The organism is Micromonospora zamorensis (assembly GCF_900090275.1).
Taxonomy (GTDB): domain Bacteria; phylum Actinomycetota; class Actinomycetes; order Mycobacteriales; family Micromonosporaceae; genus Micromonospora; species Micromonospora zamorensis.
Genome location: NZ_LT607755.1, coordinates 3,429,737 through 3,450,038 on the forward strand (window position 1 = coordinate 3,429,737; position 20,302 = coordinate 3,450,038).

The 20,302-nt window shown below is 70.6% G+C and carries 17 protein-coding genes; 10 read left to right on the plus strand and 7 right to left on the minus strand.

Going from position 1 to position 20,302, the window contains the following annotated elements:
• Positions 1-14: 14 nt before the first annotated feature.
• From GA0070619_RS15070 to GA0070619_RS15085, 4 genes are read right to left on the minus strand one after another with little or no spacing between them, the layout of a single operon-like run.
• Entirely contained in the window at positions 15-518 is a 504-nt protein-coding gene (locus tag GA0070619_RS15070; protein ID WP_231927427.1) for a hypothetical protein, read from the minus strand.
• Positions 515-1,975 (minus strand): sensor histidine kinase, encoded by a 1,461-nt coding sequence (locus tag GA0070619_RS15075; RefSeq protein WP_088948650.1) that lies wholly within the window; start codon positions 1,973-1,975, stop codon positions 515-517. Before GA0070619_RS15075 ends, GA0070619_RS15070 begins: the two co-directional genes overlap by 4 nt.
• On the minus strand, positions 1,972-2,667 hold the full coding sequence (locus tag GA0070619_RS15080; protein WP_088948651.1) for a response regulator transcription factor: 696 nt from the start codon (positions 2,665-2,667) through the stop codon (positions 1,972-1,974). The genes GA0070619_RS15075 and GA0070619_RS15080 overlap by 4 nt, the downstream gene beginning before the upstream one ends.
• A gap of 16 nt (positions 2,668-2,683) precedes the next feature.
• Positions 2,684-3,667, minus strand: coding sequence for a phosphatase PAP2 family protein (locus tag GA0070619_RS15085; protein WP_157744001.1), 984 nt, complete (start codon positions 3,665-3,667; stop codon positions 2,684-2,686).
• A gap of 268 nt (positions 3,668-3,935) precedes the next feature.
• Here GA0070619_RS15085 and GA0070619_RS15090 point away from each other — a divergent pair, with 268 nt between their 5' ends.
• Positions 3,936-4,442 (plus strand): winged helix-turn-helix domain-containing protein, encoded by a 507-nt coding sequence (locus GA0070619_RS15090; RefSeq protein WP_088948653.1) that lies wholly within the window; start codon positions 3,936-3,938, stop codon positions 4,440-4,442.
• A 42-nt stretch (positions 4,443-4,484) separates the two neighbouring features.
• Here the strand turns inward: GA0070619_RS15090 and GA0070619_RS15095 are convergent, their stop codons facing one another.
• Complete coding sequence (locus GA0070619_RS15095; RefSeq protein WP_088948654.1) at positions 4,485-5,585, minus strand: threonine aldolase family protein; 1,101 nt, start codon at positions 5,583-5,585, stop codon at positions 4,485-4,487.
• A 150-nt stretch (positions 5,586-5,735) separates the two neighbouring features.
• Positions 5,736-10,061, minus strand: a complete 4,326-nt coding sequence (locus GA0070619_RS15100; RefSeq protein WP_231927428.1) for a S8 family serine peptidase — start codon at positions 10,059-10,061, stop codon at positions 5,736-5,738.
• 285 nt (positions 10,062-10,346) lie between these two features.
• On the opposite strand from GA0070619_RS15100, the gene GA0070619_RS15105 reads away from it, so the two are divergent.
• A complete protein-coding gene (locus tag GA0070619_RS15105; protein ID WP_088948656.1) occupies positions 10,347-10,922 on the plus strand; it encodes a winged helix-turn-helix domain-containing protein in 576 nt (191 codons plus the stop codon).
• 40 nt (positions 10,923-10,962) lie between these two features.
• Here GA0070619_RS15105 and GA0070619_RS15110 read toward each other — a convergent pair whose 3' ends face one another.
• Positions 10,963-11,853 carry an AurF N-oxygenase family protein gene (locus GA0070619_RS15110; RefSeq protein WP_088948657.1) on the minus strand — a complete coding sequence of 297 codons (891 nt, stop codon included), beginning with the start codon at positions 11,851-11,853 and terminating at the stop codon, positions 10,963-10,965.
• 48 nt (positions 11,854-11,901) lie between these two features.
• Between GA0070619_RS15110 and GA0070619_RS15115 the strand changes: the two genes are divergently transcribed.
• From GA0070619_RS15115 to GA0070619_RS15150, 8 genes are all read left to right on the plus strand, one after another.
• Positions 11,902-12,630: a TetR family transcriptional regulator gene (locus tag GA0070619_RS15115; RefSeq protein WP_088948658.1), complete on the plus strand. Its 729-nt coding sequence runs from the start codon at positions 11,902-11,904 to the stop codon at positions 12,628-12,630.
• Complete coding sequence (locus tag GA0070619_RS15120) at positions 12,627-12,926, plus strand: DUF4873 domain-containing protein (RefSeq protein WP_088948659.1); 300 nt, start codon at positions 12,627-12,629, stop codon at positions 12,924-12,926. Before GA0070619_RS15115 ends, GA0070619_RS15120 begins: the two co-directional genes overlap by 4 nt.
• Positions 12,927-14,420 carry a flavin-containing monooxygenase gene (locus tag GA0070619_RS15125; RefSeq protein ID WP_088948660.1) on the plus strand — a complete coding sequence of 498 codons (1,494 nt, stop codon included), beginning with the start codon at positions 12,927-12,929 and terminating at the stop codon, positions 14,418-14,420.
• Positions 14,410-15,282 carry an SDR family oxidoreductase gene (locus GA0070619_RS15130; protein ID WP_088948661.1) on the plus strand — a complete coding sequence of 291 codons (873 nt, stop codon included), beginning with the start codon at positions 14,410-14,412 and terminating at the stop codon, positions 15,280-15,282. Before GA0070619_RS15125 ends, GA0070619_RS15130 begins: the two co-directional genes overlap by 11 nt.
• Entirely contained in the window at positions 15,279-16,139 is an 861-nt protein-coding gene (locus tag GA0070619_RS15135; RefSeq protein ID WP_088948662.1) for an alpha/beta fold hydrolase, read from the plus strand. Before GA0070619_RS15130 ends, GA0070619_RS15135 begins: the two co-directional genes overlap by 4 nt.
• Positions 16,140-16,180: 41 nt before the next feature.
• A complete protein-coding gene (locus GA0070619_RS15140) occupies positions 16,181-16,801 on the plus strand; it encodes an acyl-CoA-like ligand-binding transcription factor (protein WP_088948663.1) in 621 nt (206 codons plus the stop codon).
• Between the two features lie 73 nt (positions 16,802-16,874).
• Positions 16,875-18,455: an MDR family MFS transporter gene (locus GA0070619_RS15145; RefSeq protein ID WP_088948664.1), complete on the plus strand. Its 1,581-nt coding sequence runs from the start codon at positions 16,875-16,877 to the stop codon at positions 18,453-18,455.
• A 247-nt stretch (positions 18,456-18,702) separates the two neighbouring features.
• Positions 18,703-20,262 (plus strand): OFA family MFS transporter, encoded by a 1,560-nt coding sequence (locus tag GA0070619_RS15150; protein WP_088948665.1) that lies wholly within the window; start codon positions 18,703-18,705, stop codon positions 20,260-20,262.
• Positions 20,263-20,302 lie beyond the last annotated feature (40 nt).

Sequence of the window (20,302 nt, forward strand, 5' to 3'; positions counted from 1 at the left end):
GTGGCCGTGCCCGCTCACCTGATCGGGCACGGCCGGGGCGGTCGGGCGCCGTCGGACCCGACGATGGTGACCGGTGCGGAGCTGTCCGCGAAACCGTCCTGCTGGGCGGCGTCGACGACAGTGCAGATGATCTGGTCGGCCGCGTCGGCCGACAACGTCCGCACGGCGGTGGTCGTGCGGACCGTGAGACCACCGGCCGGATCGGCCCCCGACGTCACAGTGACCGGGTCGAGCCCGGCCGGAACGTCGCTGGTGAAACCCTGGCGGCGCTCGTTCTCCTCCGGACCGGCGGCGAGCAGGGCGAGCGTGTCAGCGGGCGACGAGTCCACCTTCACCGGGCGCAGGACGAGCACGAGTTCGCCCCGCGCGAGCAGGTAGAGCCCCGTGCCCTGTGCCGGGCCGCTGACCGCCGGGCGACCCCTGATGACCTCGCTGGGCCGTACCCCACAACCAGGCGTGAGCAGCGCGAGCAGCAGTCCACCGGCGAGCAGCCCGCGGCCCGTCCGCCGGCCGTTCACCGGGCACCTCCGGTGTCCGCCGTGTCCCGGGGCAGGCGAAGCGTGAACACCGCGCCTCCGCCGGGGCCGTTGGCCGCGACGAGACTCCCCCGCCGCTCGCCGTGGCGGTGCAGGCGGGCGTTCTCCCAGGAGATGGCGAGGCCGAGGCCACTTCCCTCGGAGCGGGTCCGCGCGGTGTCGGCCTTGTAGAAGCGGTCGAAGACGTGCGGCAGCACCTCCGGGTCCAGCCCCGGCCCCTCGTCGGCCACCTCGATCGTGATCCAGTCCCTGTCGGCGTCCAGGCGTACGGACACCGGCTCGGCACCGTGCCGGAAGGCGTTGCCGACCAGGTTGGCGACGATGACGTCGAGCCGACGGGGGTCGATTCGGGCCACCACTCCGGGTGGCAGCTCGGTGCGCACCCGGTCCAGCCAGCCCCGGATCCGCAGGGTCGCGGTCACCGCCGCGGCCACGTCCACGTCGTCCAGGGCGAGCCGAGCGGTGCCGGAGTCGAACCTGCTGACCTCGATGAGGTCGTTGACCAGCTGGGTGAGGTTCTGCGTCTCCTGGCTGACCAGCCGGGCGGCCCGCCCCGCGTCCCCGGGCAGGTGGTCCGCCTCCTCGTCCAGCACGTCGGTGACCGCCGTCATCGCGGCCAACGGCGTACGGAGCTCGTGCGAGACGTCGGCCACGAATCGGCGGGCGTCGGACTCCATCCGCCGCAGCTCACCGACCTGCCGCTCCAGCGTGCCCGCGGTGTCGTTGAAGGTCCGCGCCACGTCCGCCAGCTCGTCGGCGCCCCGAACCGTCAGCCGGGTGCTCAGATCGCCCTCACCGAGGCGGCGCGCCGCCCGGCCGAGGTCGCGGACGGGTCGCAGCACGCCGCGGGCGGACAGCAGGGCCAGCAGGACGGCGAGGACCAGGGACAGGCCGCCGGTCATCCACGCCCGGTTGGCGAGACGGTCGATGCTCTGCTGCTCGGGCGCGAGGTTGCGCACCGAGTAGACCTCCAGCCCGGAGGCCCGGGACGTGCCGTCGGGCCGGTCGAGTTCCAACTGGGTGCCGATGAGCAGCCAGGGCTGCCCGTCGAGCGAGACACGTTGCCAGGCGATCCTGCCGTCGCCGACCTCCTGCCGCAGCTCGGGGGTGAGCGGGTCGGCGAAATCGGAGCCGCCCCGCGACCGCATGTCCCGGTAGACGACCACCGCGAAGCCCTCCCGATCGGAGAGACGCTGGGCCAACAGGTCCAGATCGCCCTGGGTCGGCGGAAGCTGGGCGATCGGGTAGACCTTGGTGATCTGGTCGGTCAGCGACATCACCGCGGCGTCCTGCGCCTGTTGGAGGATGACGGTCCGGGCCTGGAAGTAGCTGCCGCTGGCCACGACCGCCGTCGTGGTCACGCCCAGCAACGCGAACGCCAGGAGCAGCCGGACCCGCAGGCCCGAGACCCGGGCGCCGACCCAGCGCCACGGTGTCACAGCGGCCCGAACCGGTATCCGAAGCCGCGCACGGTCTGGATGAAGACCGGTGCCGACGAGTCGGCCTCGATCTTGGCGCGTACCCGCTGGACGCAGGCGTCCACGAGCCGCGAGTCACCGAGATAGCCGTGTTCCCACACCGCCTCCAGCAGTTGCTGGCGGCTGAGCACCTGACCTGGGGTGTGGGAGAGCTCCAGGAGCAGGCGCAGCTCCGTCGGGGCGAGGCTGACCGGCGCCCCGTCCTTGCTGACCACCAGCGCGGCCCGATCGATGGTCAGCGCGCCGTGCTGTTCCAGGCCGGCCCGCTCGCCACCGGCACGCCGCGACTCGCCACCGGTCCGCCGGAGCACCGCGCGGATGCGTGCCTCCAGCACCCGGGCCTGCACGGGCTTGACCACGTAGTCGTCGGCGCCGGCCTCCAGGCCCGCCACCACGTCCATGTCGTCGTTGCGGGCGGTCAGCATGATGATCGGCAGGTCGCCGAGCTGCCGGATCCGGCGGCAGACCTCGAACCCGTCCATGCCTGGCAGCATGAGATCGAGGACGACGACGTCGGCCGAGGTGGTGCGCAGCCGCTCCAGGCCCTGCTCCCCCGTCCCCACGGCGTGCACCGTGTGGCCCTGTCGCGTGAGCGCCAGCTGAAGCCCGTCGCGCACCGTCTGGTGGTCTTCGATCAGCAGGACCTGGGACATGTCGTCAAGTATCCCATCATGAGATCTTTTGGGGTTCGGCCACCGGTTGCGGTGGCCCGCCACGGCGCGCGGAGAGCGGGACCGCGAAATCGGCCGAACGCACCAGGAACACCACCGAACCCACCAGAAACATCGTGGACGCGCCGGCCGCCACGATGGCGACGAGCGCCCCGCGCTGCACCGACGCGGCCAGGCCGGGCACGCCGACCACCAGTGCCCAGACCAGCGCGACCAGCGCGAGCGCCGCCTCGGCCAACCGGCGCCACAGACCGCCACCGTCGGGGCCGCCGACCCTGTCGTGGTCGCCACGCCAACCTGCCAGCGAGGCCGCGGCCAGGCAGAACAGCGCCACACCCAGCAGTACGCCGCCGAGCGCGTCACTGAACCGGTGCCACCCCGCGATCATCGTGGCCGCCGCGATCACCGAGACACCTGCCGCGCCCGGCACCACGAGCCCGCGTCGGGCCCACCCGGGCAGGACCAGCATGAACGCCAGCAGCAGTGTCGTCGCCGCAGCGACGTGGCCGCTGGGGAAGCTGTTGTGGGTGGTCGAACTCTCGATCTGGAGGTCCGGGCGAGGCAACGCCGACTTCACCGCACCGGCCACCACCACCGCGCAGAGGACCATGCCCACGCCGACGATGCCCGCCACCAGCCGGCGGCGGAGCACACCCACCAGCAGCATCGCGCCGAGCAGGGCAGCGAGCAGTGTCGGGCTGCCGAACGTGGCCAGCACGGTCTTGGCCGGGCCCACCAGGACGGTCTGCTGCTCGTACCCCCCGCCCCGCTCCGCCCTCGGCAGGAGCACGCCGTCCAGCCACTGGCCGGGGTACGTCCGCACGAAGACGGTGGCGGTGAGGGCCAGGGCGAGCAGACAGCACAGCGCCACCGCGAGCAGCCGGAGACCGAGAGGCGCCGCCGCGTGGGCGTGCGGCAGCGGTCGCGCCGGCTGCGGACCGGGCGTCGACCGCCCGACGGGGTACGACGATCCGATGGACATGCCGACCATGCTCGCCCCGGCAGGTCCGTACGCCGTACTCGGATTGTCTTGGTTCTGTCACAACCGCCCCCGGCGCTCCCGGAAAGCGGATCGTCGGCGGTGGGGCCGGGTGGGCCCGGACGAGGCAGCGGGATTCACATGCCTGTATGCAACGATGTTTTACCCAGCCGAGATCAGCCACCACTAGGGTCAGGACGCTGATCGATGTCTGGTCGACGGTGCAGGACATCCATCCGGAGTGAGTTGGGGAACCGGAAGGGGTTGGGGAATGCAGGAAATTCCAGTCGCCAGCCTGGTCATCGGCATCGCGTCCTCGCCGGCCGAACGCCGACACCTGGCTCGGCTGCTCGGCGGCAGTGACGCCTTTCTGATCGTCTCGAACGTCGACCAGGCCCGAGAGTTCCTCGGGGTGATCGAGGCACCTCCGGTCGCGGCCCCGCAGGCCGTCGCCGTGCTCGCCGAGGTGGCGCCGAGCCCGCAGTTGCCGCCACCGGATCTGGCCGTCGACTCCGACCGCCGGGTGCTGCGGTGGCGCGACCAGGAGATCGACCTGACCCGGTTGGAGCACGACGTCCTGCTCTGCCTGGTGCACGCGCCCGGGCAGATCTGGACCTACGAGCGTCTGCACCTCGAGGTCTGGGGCAACCGGCACCTCGGCCGCAACTCCGACATGCACTCGGTGGTCCGCCGGGTGCGCGGCAAGCTCGCGCGACTCAACGCCGCGACGACGATCCACTCGGTACGCGGGGTCGGCTTCCGCCTCGCCCCGATCTAGGACGTCGGCGGCCTGCAGGCCCCTCGTTCACCGGCGGGAGGATCAGCGGTCCTGGACGCGGCTGAGGAAGCGTGCGCCGATCTCGGTGACGTCCTCGGTGGTCCAGTCGAGAGCGGGATCGGCGACGGTGATCTCGGTCATCGCCATGCCGGGCACGTCCGTCTCCTGCCAGCCGGCGGCGAACCACACCTTCTCGTCCTCCGCGAGCGCCAGCGCGGCGTCATCGAGCGCCTGCGCCGGATGCGGCAGGAACAGGCGGAATCTCTGGGTGTGCGGGGGCTCCGGATACACCAACGCGCCGGGCAGGGCGGCGAGCGCCGTGGCGACGGTCCGTGCGTGTCGCACGTACTCGGGGATGCGGGGCAACTCCCGGTCGAGACCGGCGAGCGCGCTCAGCGCGGCCGGCCACTGCTGGAACACCTGACCGCCGTAGCGGTGCCGCCAGACGCGGGCGTAGGAGGCGAGCTGCTCGGTGCCCGCGAGCGCCGCGCCGCTGAGACCGCCGATCGTCTTGTAGAACGAGACGTAGGTGCTGTCGGCGAGGTCGGCGATCTCGCTGAGGGTGTGCGCCAGATAGGGGGTGGATTCCCACAGTCGGGCGCCGTCGAGGTGGAGGCGGGCGCCGATGGAGTGCGCAGCGGCGGACGCGGCGGCGAGTTCGTCCCAGGTGGGGAGGACGAAGCCGGCGTCGCGCAGCGGGAGTTCGATGACGACGCTGCTCACGGGATCGGCGAGCGCGCTGATCTCCGCCGCGGTGGGGTTTCGGGGTTCGGTGGTCGGCCAGGTGCTGCGCAGCCCGCTCAGGTTGGCGTAGGCATGCCGTTCGTGCACCTCCAGGTGGCCGAGCGGGTGGAGAGCCACAGTCGGGTGCCCGCTGTGCTCGGCGCCGTAGCGCAGCGCGACCTGCTGTGCCATCGTGCCGGTCGGGAAGAAGACGGCGGCCTCGGTGCCCAACAGCTCCGCCACGCGTTCCTCCAGCATGGTGACCGGGCCGTCACCGTAGAAGTCGGGCTGGCCATCCAGGTCGCCGCCCGCGGCCAGGTCGGCGAGCCGCTCACGCATGGTCGCGGGCCGGCTGCCGGACAGGATTCGGTCGCAGGCGCGCTGGGCGGCCAGCCGACGCTGCCGTGTGTTGTGGGACATCGGCGGATCTTCGCACTTCAGCGCGCGAGGACCAATCAGTTTGCCGACGACAGGCGAGCGGTGTGTCGGCCCGCGACGACCCTCGGGACGCGGTCCGGCCCGCCTGGTCGGTGACCAGGCGGGCCGGAGGTGTGCGCTACCGCTCAGACGTCAGCACTTGATGGGCGCCAACCCGAAGTTCTCCACCGTCGGAGCGGCGGTGGCGATCTTCGTCTGACGGGTCTGGGGCTTCCAGCCGTCCTTGGCGACGATCATGGTGAGCGGGTTGTTGCGGCGGTCCATCCAGTAGGCGTACCTGCCCTCGGCATCGGTGGCGAAGGTGTACGACGCCGCCCACGAGTCGACCTGGACGACCGCGCCGGTGAGCGGCGAGGTCGCACCCTGGCAGCTGGTGCCGGTGACCGTACCCATGAGCTTGCCCCAGGTCTTCGGGGGGTTCGCGGTCATGGTCACCGCGACCGGTGCCACCGAGTACGGGGTGTTCTCCGAGATCCCGACCGAGCCGGAGTAGGTGCCCGGCTGGTCCACGTTCGCCGTCATTCCGACGGTGACAGTGACCTTCGCGCCCGGCGCGAGGGTGGCCGACGACTTGTCGATGGTCATCCAGCTGACGTCGGCCGCCGACTCGGCGCACCCCTCGAAGCCCGGGAGCACCTCGCTGTTGGCGGCCGCGTTGAAGCTGCCGGACGAACCGCCGATCTTGTAGAAGCCGCACGCCGCACCACCGCGGTAGCGGGCCGTGTTGGCGTTCGGCAGGTTGGACCACGAGCCGGCGGCCGGGTCGAAGGCGAAGCCGGCGTTGCTGATGGCCCCACCCTGCGAGCCACCGACGACGAGCAGCTTGCCGTTGGCGACGGCGTACGAGCTGGCCCAGTTGTCGGCCGGCGCGTCGGCGATCGCCGTCCAGGTGTTGGCACCCGGGTCGAAGGCGTAGCTGGACTTCTGCGAGGCGGAACCGTCGTTGCCGCCGGTGCAGTAGAGGATGCCGTCGATCCCGCCGCAGGAGGCGAAGGCCACCGACTTCGGGTAGTTGGCCATCGTCTCCCACGTGTTCCCGGCCGGGTCGTACCGGACGACGCTGTTCGACATCGGCAGGCACTCCGCGGTGGTGCAGCCACCGACGGCGTACAGCTTGCCGTCGACCACGGCCTGACCGGCCGCGGCCCGTGGCGCCGGGTTGTCGGCCAGCTCCGTCCAGGTGTTGGCCGCCGGGTCGTACGACCAGGTGGCGGAGTCCGGGCCGGCGTCGCCCCAGCCACCGGTAGCGATGATCTTCCCGTCCGCGACACCCACGGTCAGGGCGTTGCGGGCACCCGGAAGGTCGGCGATCGCCGTCCAGGCCTGGGCGGCCGGGTCGTAGGCGTAGGCCTTCGCGGTGGAGGCGCTACCGTCGCCACCACCGAGCGAGTACACCTTGCCGTCCAGGTGCACCACCCGGTTGTCCATGATCGCGGACGGGTAGTTGGCGATGTCGGTCCACGGTGCCGCGTTCGGGCCGACCCCGGCGACGGCGGCCTTGGCGAACTTGCCGGACGCCTTGGCGGCGAACGACGTCGGGGCGTTGAGTCGCTGCTCCGGCGCGCCACTGGCCCCGAGCACCTGTTGCCTGGTGACAGTGGACCCGTCCGCGCGGAGGAGTTCGAACCCGTTGTCGCGCTCGCTGAACTTCACCTCGACCGGCGCGCCGCCGGTGTTGGTCACCGTGAACGTCTTGCTGGCCTTGCCGTTGGGCATCTGGAGCGTCGCGCTCAACTGCGTCGGCGTCACCGACAGTCGACCGGCCGCGAGCTGGAAGTTCGCCACGGTCGCCCAGTCGGCCTCGACGTCGACCTGCTTGGTCTGGCTGACGTAGTTGCCGGCGCTGGCGGTGAACGGGTGCGTGCCGGTCACCGTCGAGTAGATCCAGTAGAAGCCATCGGCCAGCCCCGGGTCGTCCGGGGTCGCCACGGTGACGGCCTTCTCGGCGGGGCGGTCCTTGCTGGTGACGGTAGCGCCGTTGACGTAGCTGTTGTCGTTCTTGTCGCGGACGTTACCGACGACCAGACCGCCGTCGACCGGCACGCAGGTGACCTGGCTGCCGATCAGCACGTTGTCGACCTCCCACCACCACTCGTACGAGGCGTCGTAGTAGCGGAACCGCACCTGCACCTGCGCCTGGCCGGCCGCCTGCGGGATCGGGATCTCGGTCACCTTCGGGCCCCGGACGTCGGTCTCCTGCCGGAGCAGGTTGGTCCAGGTGGTGCCACCGTCGACGCTCAGATCGACGTCGGCGGTGTCGTCGGCCAGCTGGTTGAAGTCCTGGTTGAAGCGGACGACCGGGGCCGTCACACCGGTCAGGTCGACCACCGGGCTGACCAGCGAGGTGTCCTGGCTGCTGCCCGCGCCGTACGCGTCGCTGTCGATCATCGCGAAGTTGCCGGTGCCGCCGGTCAGGTTGCCCCGATCGCCGTCGTCGGTGAACTTCCAGACCTGACCGCTGCCCGCGTTGTCCACGACGGTCCAGCCAGCCGGTGTGGTCGTGCCGTCGAAGGTCTCGTACTCACCGTCCGAGCCGAAGGTGTATCCGGGGGCGGTGGTGCAGGTGGTGGTGTCCACCGGCACGGCGACGTTGGCGGTGACGTTGCCGGAACCGACCACGACCTCCTTGGTGACGGTCTGGTAGCCCGGGTACTGCGACTCGTACTTCAGGGTGTACGTCTGCCCGGCCGGCAGCGAGATGCTGTAACGGCCGTTCGACGGGGTGGTGTAGTCGTAGACGCCGGACACGCCCGTGACGGTCACCTTCGCGTACAACGGCCAACCGTGGCCGGAGCCGTCGGTGACCGCGCCGGTGACGTTGACACTCGGCACCGGCGTCAACGCGACGGTGAGCGTCGTGGTCGCGCCCTTGGTGACCGTCGCCGGCTTCGTGGTGCTGGCGTAGCCGAAGGCCGCCACGGCGACCTGGTAGTCACCGATGGGCAGCTGGGTCGAGAACTTGCCGTCCGCTCCGGTGGTCAGCTCACGGGCGCTCGGGCCGGTGAGGGTGAGGTTCGCGCCGGCGATCGGGGCGCCGGTGGCCGCGTCGGTGACCGTGCCGGCCAGGGTGCCGATGTCGCCGGTCGGAGCGGCGTTGAGCAACGCGAGTGCGTCGAGCCGGCCCTCTCCGTAGACGTTGTTGTCGGCCGCGGTGCCACCGCACTGGTCGTCGGCCTTGTCGACGGCCGCGCCGTTGAGCAGCGCACGGGTCGCGTCGACGTCACCGATGAGCGACGGGGCCGCCGAGTACAGCAGCGCGATCGCGCCCGCGAGGTGCGGCGCGGCCATCGAGGTGCCGCTGATGCTGCCGTAGGAGTTGCCGGGAATGCTCGACCGGACGTTCACGCCGGGGGCCGAGATGTTGGGCTTGATCTCGCCGTTCTGCCCGGTGCCCCGGGCGGAGAAGCCGGCGATGTTGTTGTTGACGTCGTACGCGCCGGTCGAGTAGTTGCTGGCGAGGCTGCCCGGCGAGCCGCTGGTCTGGCATGCCGGTCCGCTGTTGCCGTTGGACCAGACACCGAAGATCCCGGACGCGGTCCAGGCGTTGGTCACGTCCTCCATGAAGGGCTCGTTGGACGGGTCCCGGGTGCCCCACGAGTTGTTGATGACGTTCGGTCGCTTGCTCGCGTCCGCGTTCTGGCCGTTGAGGTCCAGTGGTTCGAGCATCCACTGACCGGATTCGATCAGAGCGGCGTCGCTGGGGCAGCAACCGTTCGCCGAGATCCACCTGACCCCGGGGGCGACACCGATCTGGTTCGCGCCGTCGGAGCCGGCCATGGTGCCCATCGTGTGCGTACCGTGGCCGTCGTCGTCGCAGGGGGCGGTCGCGCAGGTGCCGGCGGCGTCGAACCAGTTGTAGTTGTGGTCGAACGTCCCGTCGCCGTTGTTGCCGCGGTAGGAGTTCACCAGCGCCGGGTGGTCGAACTGGACACCGCTGTCGATGCTCGCGATGGTGATGCCCTCGCCCCTGACGCCGTACTGGGACCAGACGTCGTCGGCGTTGATGTTGGCGACGCCCCACTCGAGGGCGTTCACGGTCTTCTCGTCGGTGCCCTTGGTGGTCTCGGGCACCTTGTAGGCAACCGGGGCGTAGAGGCCCTCGACCTCCGAGTGGCCGGCGAACCTCTGCACCATCGCGAGCGAGCCGCTGCTCACCTTGATCGCATTGGTGGCCCAGAAGGTCTGGTACTTCGCGCCCGAGCTGTCGAGGTCGGCCCGAATCTTGCCCTGGCTCGCCGCGGCGGTCTTGCGCAGAGCGTCCGCAACAGCGGTGCCACGCTTCGACCAGTCCTTGATGGCGCTGGCCTTGCTGAGGTCCGCCCGGTCCTTGAACCGGATCCAGAAGTCCCCTTCACTCTTGGCCTGGAGCTGCCTGGCGAGCTCCGGTCGAATCTTGTCGCCGGTCGGGGCGCCCGCCCCCATCCCGCCGCCCGGCGCGGCCTGCGCGCCCGAGCCCATGGTGGCCAAGCATGTCGCGGCGAGGATCGTCGCCGCCCCGGCGCTCACCAGTGATCTGGCTGCGCGCCGCCATTGTGGACGTCTGAACATCGGTGCTGCCTCCCTCAGAACGACCCAGGGTGAAAATGGGCCATGGTGGACCTCCCCCATGCACCGCGCGGGTCACGCCGGTTGCCCGAGTGGACACTATGATCGAGAAGAAAGGACGATCAAGAACTTGCCGTGAGCAACTTGTCGCTAAGAGTTGCCCTGCTGGCGGCGCGCTTGCCAATCATTGTCAGGACCATGACGAGAGTTGGGCAGGGATGCCCATCGATCCCGGGCGGTGCTGTGGCCGAGGACGACGAGGCAACGTTGAACAGGGGTGATCCGGCCGACGAGCCGTTCCCGCTGCTGATCGCGGTGACCTCGTCGCCGGCCGAGCGCATCCGGCTCGCGGAGCGCCTCGACGGCATCGCGCCACTGCTGCTGGTGGCCGACCTCGACGAGCTACGCCGCCTGATCGCCGCCCCGCAGCAGGTGGCCGCCGCCGCGTCCGAGCCGCCGCCGGTCGCCGCCCTGGTGTTGGACTCGTCCCGCTCCAGCGCCCGCTGCGGCGATCGCGAAATCGATCTCACCCGCCTGGAACACGACCTGTTGACCTGCCTGATCACCGAGCCGGCCCGGGTCTGGAGCTACGCGGAGTTGCACCGGTCGGTCTGGGGTGACGAGGGGCGCGAACGCAAGGCGGACGTGCAGTCACTCGTGAAGCGGCTGCGCCGCAAGCTGCACGACCTCGGCACCGGGACCACCATCGACGTCGTTCGAGGGGTGGGGCTCCGGCTGACCGACCACCAGCAGGCGCGGGTCGAACGGGCCTGACGGCACGAACGCCCCTGCCGCTCCACCGGGCGGTGACGGGTCAGATCAGCCCGGCCCGGGCCCACAGCAGACGCCCCGGCCCGGCCACCAGGCCGACGCCCGCCAGGTTGGCGTGCACCCGCTCCGCCGACCAGCGCAGGGTGGCACGCCAGTGCGGGTTGGCGCGGGCAGCGGCACGACCGACCGCCGGTGGGATGCCCACCGCCGCGTACGCGTCGGGATGGACCAGGCGGTTGGCGATCGTGTAGGCGGCGCGACCAACCAACAGCCGGGCGTACGCCATGCCCGCCGGGCCGGTGCCCTCGACGGCGGCGGCCAGTTCCTCACGGGCGAACCGGACGTGTCGCGCCTCCTCGACCACGTGGATGCGGGAGACCATCCGGATGAGCGGCTGGAGCGACTCGTCCGCCATGATCTCGCGCTGGAACGCGTCGAGGATCTCCTCCGCGATGAGGATCGCGGCGTACATCCGGGGGCCGCTGGCGGTGGCCTTGAGGAAGCGCCCGAGGTGGTGGTCGACGGTGCTCGCGCGGTAGACCGGACAACCCATCGCCTCGATCAGCCGGCCGAACATGATGGAGTGCCGGCACTCGTCGGCGACCTCGGTCAACGCGTACTGGGCCTGCCGACTGGTCGGGTCGGCGCGGTAGTACTCCCGGATCAGCATCTGCATGAGGATCGTCTCGAACCACAGCCCGGCGCTGGCCGCGCTGGCCACCTCGTGCTTGGTGAGCTCGACGCGCTGCTCCTCGCTGAGCTGCTCCCACAGTGGCGTGCCGTAGAGGCTGCTGCGCTGCGGCGGGAGCCAGTAGGCGCCGGGGGTGTGCGGGGCGTCCCAGTCGATTTCGACTGTGGGGTCGTAGCTGGTCCGCAGTGAGGACGTGAGTAGTCGCTCGGCGACCGCCGCACGCCCGGTTTCCGCCGCCTCCATGGCTCCTCCATATTGACGTGACGACCGGTAACTGTTACGAGTAGTAGCATGCAATTGCCGCTCACTGATGTCAATGCATCCGACCCGCCGGTCACGCCCCCCGACGGCGGTCCGAAGGCGAAGGGCAACGGCCGCCGGGACCGCTGGGCAGACCATCGTGAGCAACGACGGCAGGAGCTGGTCGGGGCTGCCGTGCAGGCGCTGCTGCGGCACGGGCCGGGCGTCGACATGGAACAGGTGGCCGCCACGGCAGGCGTCAGCAAACCGGTCCTGTACCGCTACTTCGCCGACAAGTCGCAGCTCTGGGTCGCGGTCAGCGAAGTGGTGGCGGCCCGGGTGGTCGACGCCATCGCGCCCGCCGTCGAACAGGTCCGTGAGGAACGTGGCCTGGTCGAGGCAACGATCGACGCCTACCTGGGCGTGATCGAGTCGGAGCCGAGGCTCTACCGGTTCCTGATGCACCAGTCCGGCGACCCCGGCATCCACCAGGTGATCGCCGGCACCAGCCGGCAGGTGGCCGCCGGGCTCGCCCGGGTGATCGGCGACCGGCTCCGCACGCTGGGCCTGGACGCCGGTCCCGCCGAGCCGTGGGCGTACGGCCTGGTGGGTTTCGTGCAGGCGGTCGGCGACTGGTGGACCACGCACGGCCAGCCGATCAGTCGGGCCGCTCTCACCGACTACCTGACCGCTCTGCTGTGGAGCGGCATCGAGGGGGTACGGGCCAGCGCCGACCTGCCGCACGAGCTCACCCGCGCCCACGAGCGGATCGTGCCGTGAGCTACCACGGCCCGGCGGGTGTCGAGGGCACCTCGGTCCGGGTGCACCTCAGCGGGCGGTGGGAGCCGGTCGACGGCCGCTTCCACTGGGGTGGGCGGATCGAGCCCGAGCCACGGGTGGCCCACCTGCTGCGCTCCGGCCGACGCGACGTCGAGGTGCGCATCGCTGACCGCGTCCGGGCCGCCCGACTGGCCGAGGTCGACCCGTGGGGCGGCGTACGGATCACCGGTGTGGGCGATCCGCCCTGGCCGCCCGTGGCCGACCCGACTTCCGCGCCCGAGCACACGGAGGAGTGAATGGAGACAGACGTTGCCATCATCGGCGCCGGCTTCGGTGGCCTGGGCGCCGCCATCCGCCTCCAGCGGGCCGGCTTCACCGACTTTCTCGTCTTCGACCGGGGTGAGGACGTCGGCGGCACGTGGCGTGACAACACCTACCCGGGCTGCGCCTGCGACGTCCCGTCGCACCTCTACTCGTTCTCCTTCGCCCCCAACCCCCGCTGGTCTAACACGTTCTCCGGTCAGCCGGAGATCTGGGACTACCTGCGCGGCTGCGTCGACCGCTTCGGAATAGGCCCGAGGTTGCGGTTGCGCCACGAGGTGCACGAGGCGAGGTGGGACGACCAGCGCCAACGGTGGCTGCTGCGCACCTCCGGCGGCGACCACAGCGCCCGCGTCCTGATCTGTGCCGCCGGCCCGCTCAGTGACCCGTCCATCCCGGACCTGCCCGGGATCGACGGGTTCGCCGGCACGGTGTTCCACTCCGCCCGTTGGCGGCACGACCACGACCTGACCGGCCGGCGCGTCGCGGTGATCGGCACCGGCGCCTCGGCCGTCCAGTTCGTGCCCCAGATCCAGCCGACGGTCGAGAAGCTGACGCTCTTCCAGCGCACCCCCGCGTGGATCATGCCGAGGTTGTCGCGCCGGATCAGCGGGGTCGAGCAGGCCGCGTTCCGCACCGTGCCCGGCGCGCAACGGGCCACCCGGGCAGGGCTCTATCTGGTACGCGAGGGCATGGGCCTGGGCTTCCTGCACCCGGCGGTCAACCGCCTCGCCTCGCGCCTGTCCCTGCGTACGCTGCGGCGTCAGGTCCCCGACCCGCACCTGCGGGACAAGCTCACCCCTCGCTACGCGATGGGCTGCAAGCGGGTGCTGATCTCCAACGACTACTGGCCGTCGCTCACCCGACCGAACGTCGACGTGGTCACCGCGGGCATCGCTCGGATCGTGCCGGACGGCCTCGTCACCGACGACGACGTCCACCACCCGGCGGACACGATCATCTTCGGCACCGGCTTCCACGTCACCGACTCCCCCGTCGTCCGGCGCATCCACGGTCGGGGTGGGCGCAGCCTGGCAGATGCGTGGACCCCCAGCATGCACGCGTACCGGGGCACGACCATCGCCGGCTTCCCCAACCTGTTCTTCCTGCTCGGCCCGAACACCGGGCTCGGGCACACCTCCGTGGTGCTGATGATCGAGGCACAGCTGCACCTGGTGCTCGCGGCCCTGCGTCACATGCGGGCCAAGGGCATCGGGGCCATCGAGCCCACCGGTGACGCGCAACGGCGCTGGACCGAACGGGTCGACCAGAAGATGACCGGCACCGTGTGGGAGACCGGCTGTCAGAGCTGGTATCTCGACAGCACCGGCCGCAACACCACCATCTGGCCGGGCTTCGCCACCAGCTTCCGGATGCGGCTGCGCCGGTTCCGACCAGCCGACTACCAGGTCGCCACGGTCGGAAACACCCCCAACGACACGGAACGGGAGCACGCCGATGCGGTATGACCTGGCGGGCAGGACAGTGCTCATCACCGGCGCGGCGCGCGGCATCGGCGCGCAGATGGCCCGTGAGGCGGTCGCGCGGGGCGCCCAGGTCGCCGTCGTTGGTCTGGAGGGCGAGCTGCTCAAGCAGCTCGGTGCCGACCTCGACGCGCACTGGTACGAGTGTGACGTCACCGACCAGGCGGCGTTGGACGCAGCGGTGGCGTCCACTGTCGACCGCTTCGGTGGCATCGACGTTGTCGTGGCCAACGCGGGCATCGCGAACCTCGGCACCGTCGCCGTGGGACCGGTCGACGCGCTGGTCCGTACCGTCGAGGTGAACCTCTGCGGCGCGATCCGCACGGTCAGCGCGGCGCTGCCGCACCTCACCGCCGCCCGTGGCCACGTCCTGATCATCTCGTCGGCCGCCGCTTTCACGGCGATGCCCGGGATGGCGGCCTACTGCGCGTCCAAGGCGGGTGTGGAGCAGTTCGCCAACGTGCTGCGCCTGGAGACCCGCTCACGCGGCGTCACCGTCGGCACGGCGCATCCGATCTGGATCGACACCGACCTGGTCCGCGACATCCGTGACGACCTGGCGTCGTTCCGCGCCACACTGCGCCGGTTGCCGTGGCCGCTGTCCACCGTCGTCCCGGTCGAGCAGTGCGTCGAGGCCCTGCTCCGCGGCATCGAGCGCCGCAAACGCAAGGTGTACGTGCCACGGTCGCTCGCCATGGTGCAGGCGCTGCGGCCGGTGGTGCTGAGCGGCCTCTCGGACACGTTGATCACCCGCTTCGGTGGCCAGACCATGGTCGGCCAGATGGAAGACGAGGTACGCCAGCTCGGGCGTTCCTTCGGCAGGACGTCGGTGGGAGGGCAGTCATGAGCATTCATTTCCGACGTGCGGGGAGCGGCGAGCCCCTCCTGCTCATCCACGGCATCGGTCACCGCCATCAGGCGTGGGAGCCGGTGTTCGAGCGGCTCACCGCCCACCACGAGGTGATCGCGCTCGACCTGCCCGGATTCGGGAACTCTCCGGTGCCGGGCACCGGCATGCCCGCCGACATGGCCGCCACCGTGGCCGGGGTCCTGCCGGTCCTGACGGAGTGGGGGCTGGAGCGTCCGCACGTCGCCGGCTACAGCCTCGGTGGGGCGATCGCCCTGGAGCTTGCGGCGACGGGGGCGGCAGCCTCGGCCACCGCCTTCTCCCCCGCCGGTTTCTTCACCCCGGCGGAGCGCCGACGGGCGCTGGCCATCCTCCGGATGCTGCGGGCCAACTCGTACCTGCCCACCCCGATCATGCGGGTCGCGCTGCGCTCGGCGTACCTGCGGGCGTTGTGCTTCGCGCCGCTGATGGCCCGCCCGACCCTGCTGGACGTCGAGCGCGCGCTGGGTGACGCGCTCGCCCTGCGACGTGGGCTCGGCTTCAACGCCGTGGCCCGAGCCGCCCGCGACTATCGCTTCGACTGCCTTCGGCTGTCCGACCCGACGGTGCCGGTGACCATCGGCTGGGGCGACCGCGATCGGATCTTCGGCGTCCACCAGGCCGAGCGCGCCCGGGCGGGCCTGCCGGCGGCACGGGTGGTGACGCTGCCCAGGTGCGGGCACGTGCCGATGAGCGACGACCCGGACCTGGTCGCCGGGCTCATCCTGGAGACCACCGGCGCCGTGCCCCGCACCGAGCGACCGATCCGTCCGGCTCCGGCCAGCATCGCGAGTCAGGAAGATCACTTCACACTCTAAAAACTTGCAGGCTGTGCAAGTTCGCTCCTAATCTCGCTCGCGTGACCGACACCGACCAAGCCGCGCCCGGGCGTCGCGACCGCAAGAAGGCGCAGACGCGGGCCGCGCTGACCGCCGCCGCGCTGCGGCTGGTCGCCGAACGCGGCCTGGAGCACGTGACGGTGGAGGAGATCAGCGAGGCCGCGGACGTGTCCTCGCGGACCTTCTTCAACTACTTCACCTGCAAGGACGAGGCACTCACCGACGATCCGGCGCTCGACGGCAACCCGGTCGTGGCGCGTCTGGCGGCCGCCCCTGCGCAGGTGCCGACGTTGCAGGCCGTCCGACTGGCCCTCGACGAGGCGATCGACACGATCCAGGCCGACCGGGAGTTGTGGCGGCTGCGGCTGGCGGTCATCACCCAGAACCCCGCGCTGCTGCCCCGGCTGGTGTCCGGCAACATCGCGACGGAGCGAGCCATGGTCTCGGTCATCGCCACCCGCCTCGGCGTAGGTGCTGACCACGGCCTCCCGCCGCTCATCACCGCTGTCACCAGTGCTGCCTTCCACACCGCGATGCTGCGCTGGTCCGCCGGCGACGACACCCGCCCCCTGCGCGACTACGTGGACGAGGCGTTCGCCGCTATCGCCGCCGGGCTGCCGGATCCGCCGTTCCCCTCCTGACCCGCCACTGCCCGCCCCGCCGCACCAGCTGCGGGGCCAGCCATCCCGCCACAAACCCGCCAAGGGAGCGTCAATGACCACCACCGTCCCGCCCGCCGACACCGCCGAGGTCGGCACGCGCATGTCGCGTCGGGAGGTTCTCCAGGCCCTTTCCGGCCTGATGGTCGGCATGTTCGTGTCCATCCTCGCCTCCACGGTGGTGGCGAACGCGCTGCCGCGGATCATCGCGGATCTGAACGGCAGCCAGACCGTCTACACGTGGATCGTCACCAGCGAACTGCTCGCCATGACGGCGACGGTGCCGCTGTGGGGCAAGATGGCCGACCTGTACAGCAAGAAGCTGCTGATCCAACTCTCGCTGGGCCTGTTCGTGGTGGGTTCGCTCATCGCGGGCTTCACGCCGAACGTCGAGGTGCTGCTGCTCAGCCGTGTCGTCCAGGGCATCGGCGCCGGCGGCATGACGGCGCTGGCCACGATCGTCATGGCGGCGATGATCCCTCCCCGTGAGCTGGGCCGCTACGCCGGCATCTTCGGCGCGGTCTTCGGTGTGGGCACCATCGCCGGTCCGCTGATCGGTGGCCTGCTCGTCGACACGTCGTGGTTGGGCTGGCGGTGGTGCTTCCTGATCGGCGTCCCGTTCAGCATCATCTCCATCGCCCTGCTCCAGCGCACCCTGCACCTGCCGGTCATCCGCCGCAAGGCAAAGATCGACTGGCTGGGCGCCCTGCTCATCACCTCTGGTGTCTCCACGCTGCTGATCTGGTCGTCCCTGGCCGGGAACAAGTTCGAGTGGGCCTCCGGCTGGACGGCCCTGATGGTCGTCGGCGGTCTGGTCCTGCTGGCGCTGGCCGTGCTCGTCGAATCTCGCGCCGAGGAGCCGATCGTCCCGCTGGGCATCTTCCGCAACCGCACGGTTTCCCTGGCCACGATCGCCAGCGTGCTGGTCGGTGTCGCGCTGTTCGGCGGCACCGTCTTCCTGTCCCAGTACTTCCAGATCTCGCTGGGCAAGTCACCCACCGTCGCGGGCCTGATGAGCCTTCCGATGATCTTCGGCCTGCTCGTCTCGTCGACGGTCGCCGGACAGCTCATCACCAAGTACGGCCGGTGGAAGGCATACCTGGTGGCCGGCGCCGCGGTGATGAGCGTCGGGATGCTGCTCCTGGGCACCATCGACGCCAACACCAGCGTCCTCGTGCTGTCGATCTACATGGCCGTGCTGGGCGTCGGCGTCGGCATGCTCATGCAGAACCTCGTGCTGGCCGCACAGAACGACGTACCGGCCCACGAACTCGGCGTCACCACCTCCGTGCTGACGTTCTTCCGCAGCATGGGCGGCGCCATCGGGGTCAGTGCCCTCGGCGCGGTCCTGGCGAACCGGGTGGCCTCGCTGACCGCCGAGCGGCTCGGCCCGGCGGCGACGGCCGGCGGTGGCTCCGCCGAGGTGCCCGACCTGTCCACCCTGCCCGAGCCGGTGCTGCGCATCGTGCAGGACGTGTACGGCATCGCCACCGCGGATCTCTTCCTGGTCGGCGCGCCGTTCGCGCTGCTCGCGCTGATCGTCGTGCTGTTCATCAGGGAGAAGCCGCTGCACACCCTCAGCGGGGAGGAACGACGCGTCCAGGAGGAGGCGGCCGCGAAGGCCGCGATCCACTGAGCGGTACGACAGCAGTCGGGGGCGGGCCGGTGGGCCCGCCCCCGTTCTGTTTCCACCTCCCGCCGCGTTTTTCGGTAATGACGTGGCGTGAACCAGCCGACACGTAACGTGAGGTGAAGCCGGTAATCGGCTGACGCCAGACGTGCGCCGGGCCGCCACTGCGGCGGCGCCGCTCGGCCAACTGCCGGGTCGGGACAGCTCGGCAACGTCGCGGCCTACTCAGCCGCAGGAGGTGTGGACGATGCCCATGCTGTCGGTCTTCGATCCCCGGCACACTGTCGCTCCCCCGGGATACAGCCGCTGGCTGATCCCGACCGCGGCACTGGCGGTGCACGTCTGCATCGGCCAGGTCTACGCGACGAGCGTCTACAAGAACTCCCTCATCGCGCACTTCGACACCAGTCAGACGGCGATCGGCGCGATCTTCAGTATCGCCATCGTCATGCTGGGTTCGTCCGCGGCGGTGGGCGGCCGTTGGGTGGAGCGCAACGGGCCACGCCGAGCGATGTTCGTCTCGGCGTGCTTCTGGGCCGTCGGGTTCCTGGTCGGCGCGCTCGGCATCGCGACCCAGCAGCTGTGGCTGCTCTACCTCGGGTACGGCGTCATCGGCGGCATCGGGCTCGGCATCGGCTACATCTCGCCCGTCTCGACCCTGATCAAGTGGTTCCCGGACCGCCCCGGCCTGGCCACCGGTCTGGCCATTATGGGGTTCGGCGGTGGCGCCCTGGTCGCCGGCCCGCTCGCGCGCCAACTGCTCTCCCTCTACGACTCCGGCTACAACCCCAACAACCCGGCCGCCGTGGCGTCGGGCAGTGCGCTCGTGGCGCTCTTCGTCACGTTCGGCATCGGGTATTTCGTGATCATGATGTTCGGCCCGTTCAACGTCCGGGTTCCGGCACCGGACTGGCGGCCCGCCGGGTTCGACCCCGCGACCGTGGCCGCCCGACCTCTGGTGACGACGGCGAGCGTGTCGGCGTCGAACGCCGTGCGTACCCGGTCGTTCTGGTTGCTGTGGATCGTCCTGTTCTGCAACGTCACCGCGGGCATCGGCATCCTGGAGCAGGCAAGCCCGATGATCCAGGACTTCTTCCGGGACAACGGGACCGCCACCACTGTCTCGGTGTCGGCCGCAGCCGGTTTCGTGGGAGTGCTGTCGCTGTTCAACATGGCTGGGCGGTTCGTCTGGTCGACGACGTCCGACCTCATCGGCCGCAAGCCCATCTACATGATCTACCTCGGCGTCGGCATGGTGCTGTACGTGCTGCTCGCCGTGGCCGGCCACTCCGCGACCGCGGTCTTCGTGCTGATCGCCGCCGCGATCATCTCCTTCTACGGCGGTGGCTTCGCCACCATGCCCGCCTACCTGCGTGACCTGTTCGGCACCTTCCAGGTCGGGGCCATCCACGGCCGGATCCTGACCGCCTGGTCGGCCGCAGGTGTCGCCGGCCCGCTGATCGTCAACGGGATCCTCGACACGCAGGGCAAGCCCGGCACCCTCACCGCGGCGGCGTACCGGCCCGCGCTGTTCACCATGGTCGGCATCCTCGCCATCGGGTTCATCGCGAACCTGCTGGTGCGTTCCGTGCCCGAGCGGTTCCACGAACCGGACCGAGGGCCGACCTCGCCCGTGGCGAAGGCGACCGTCACCGAGCCGGTCGCTCTCGGACGGGACAGTCAACCGCCCGCGCCGCCGCGCGTCGGCAGCCAGACCGGGCGGCTCTGGTTGTCGTGGCTGCTGGTCGCGGCGCTGCTCGGCTACGGCATCGTCCAGACCGCCATCACCGCCGCGAAGCTGTTCACGGGCTGACGTGCGGTGGCCAGACCTCTTGCATCACAACGGAAGGCGC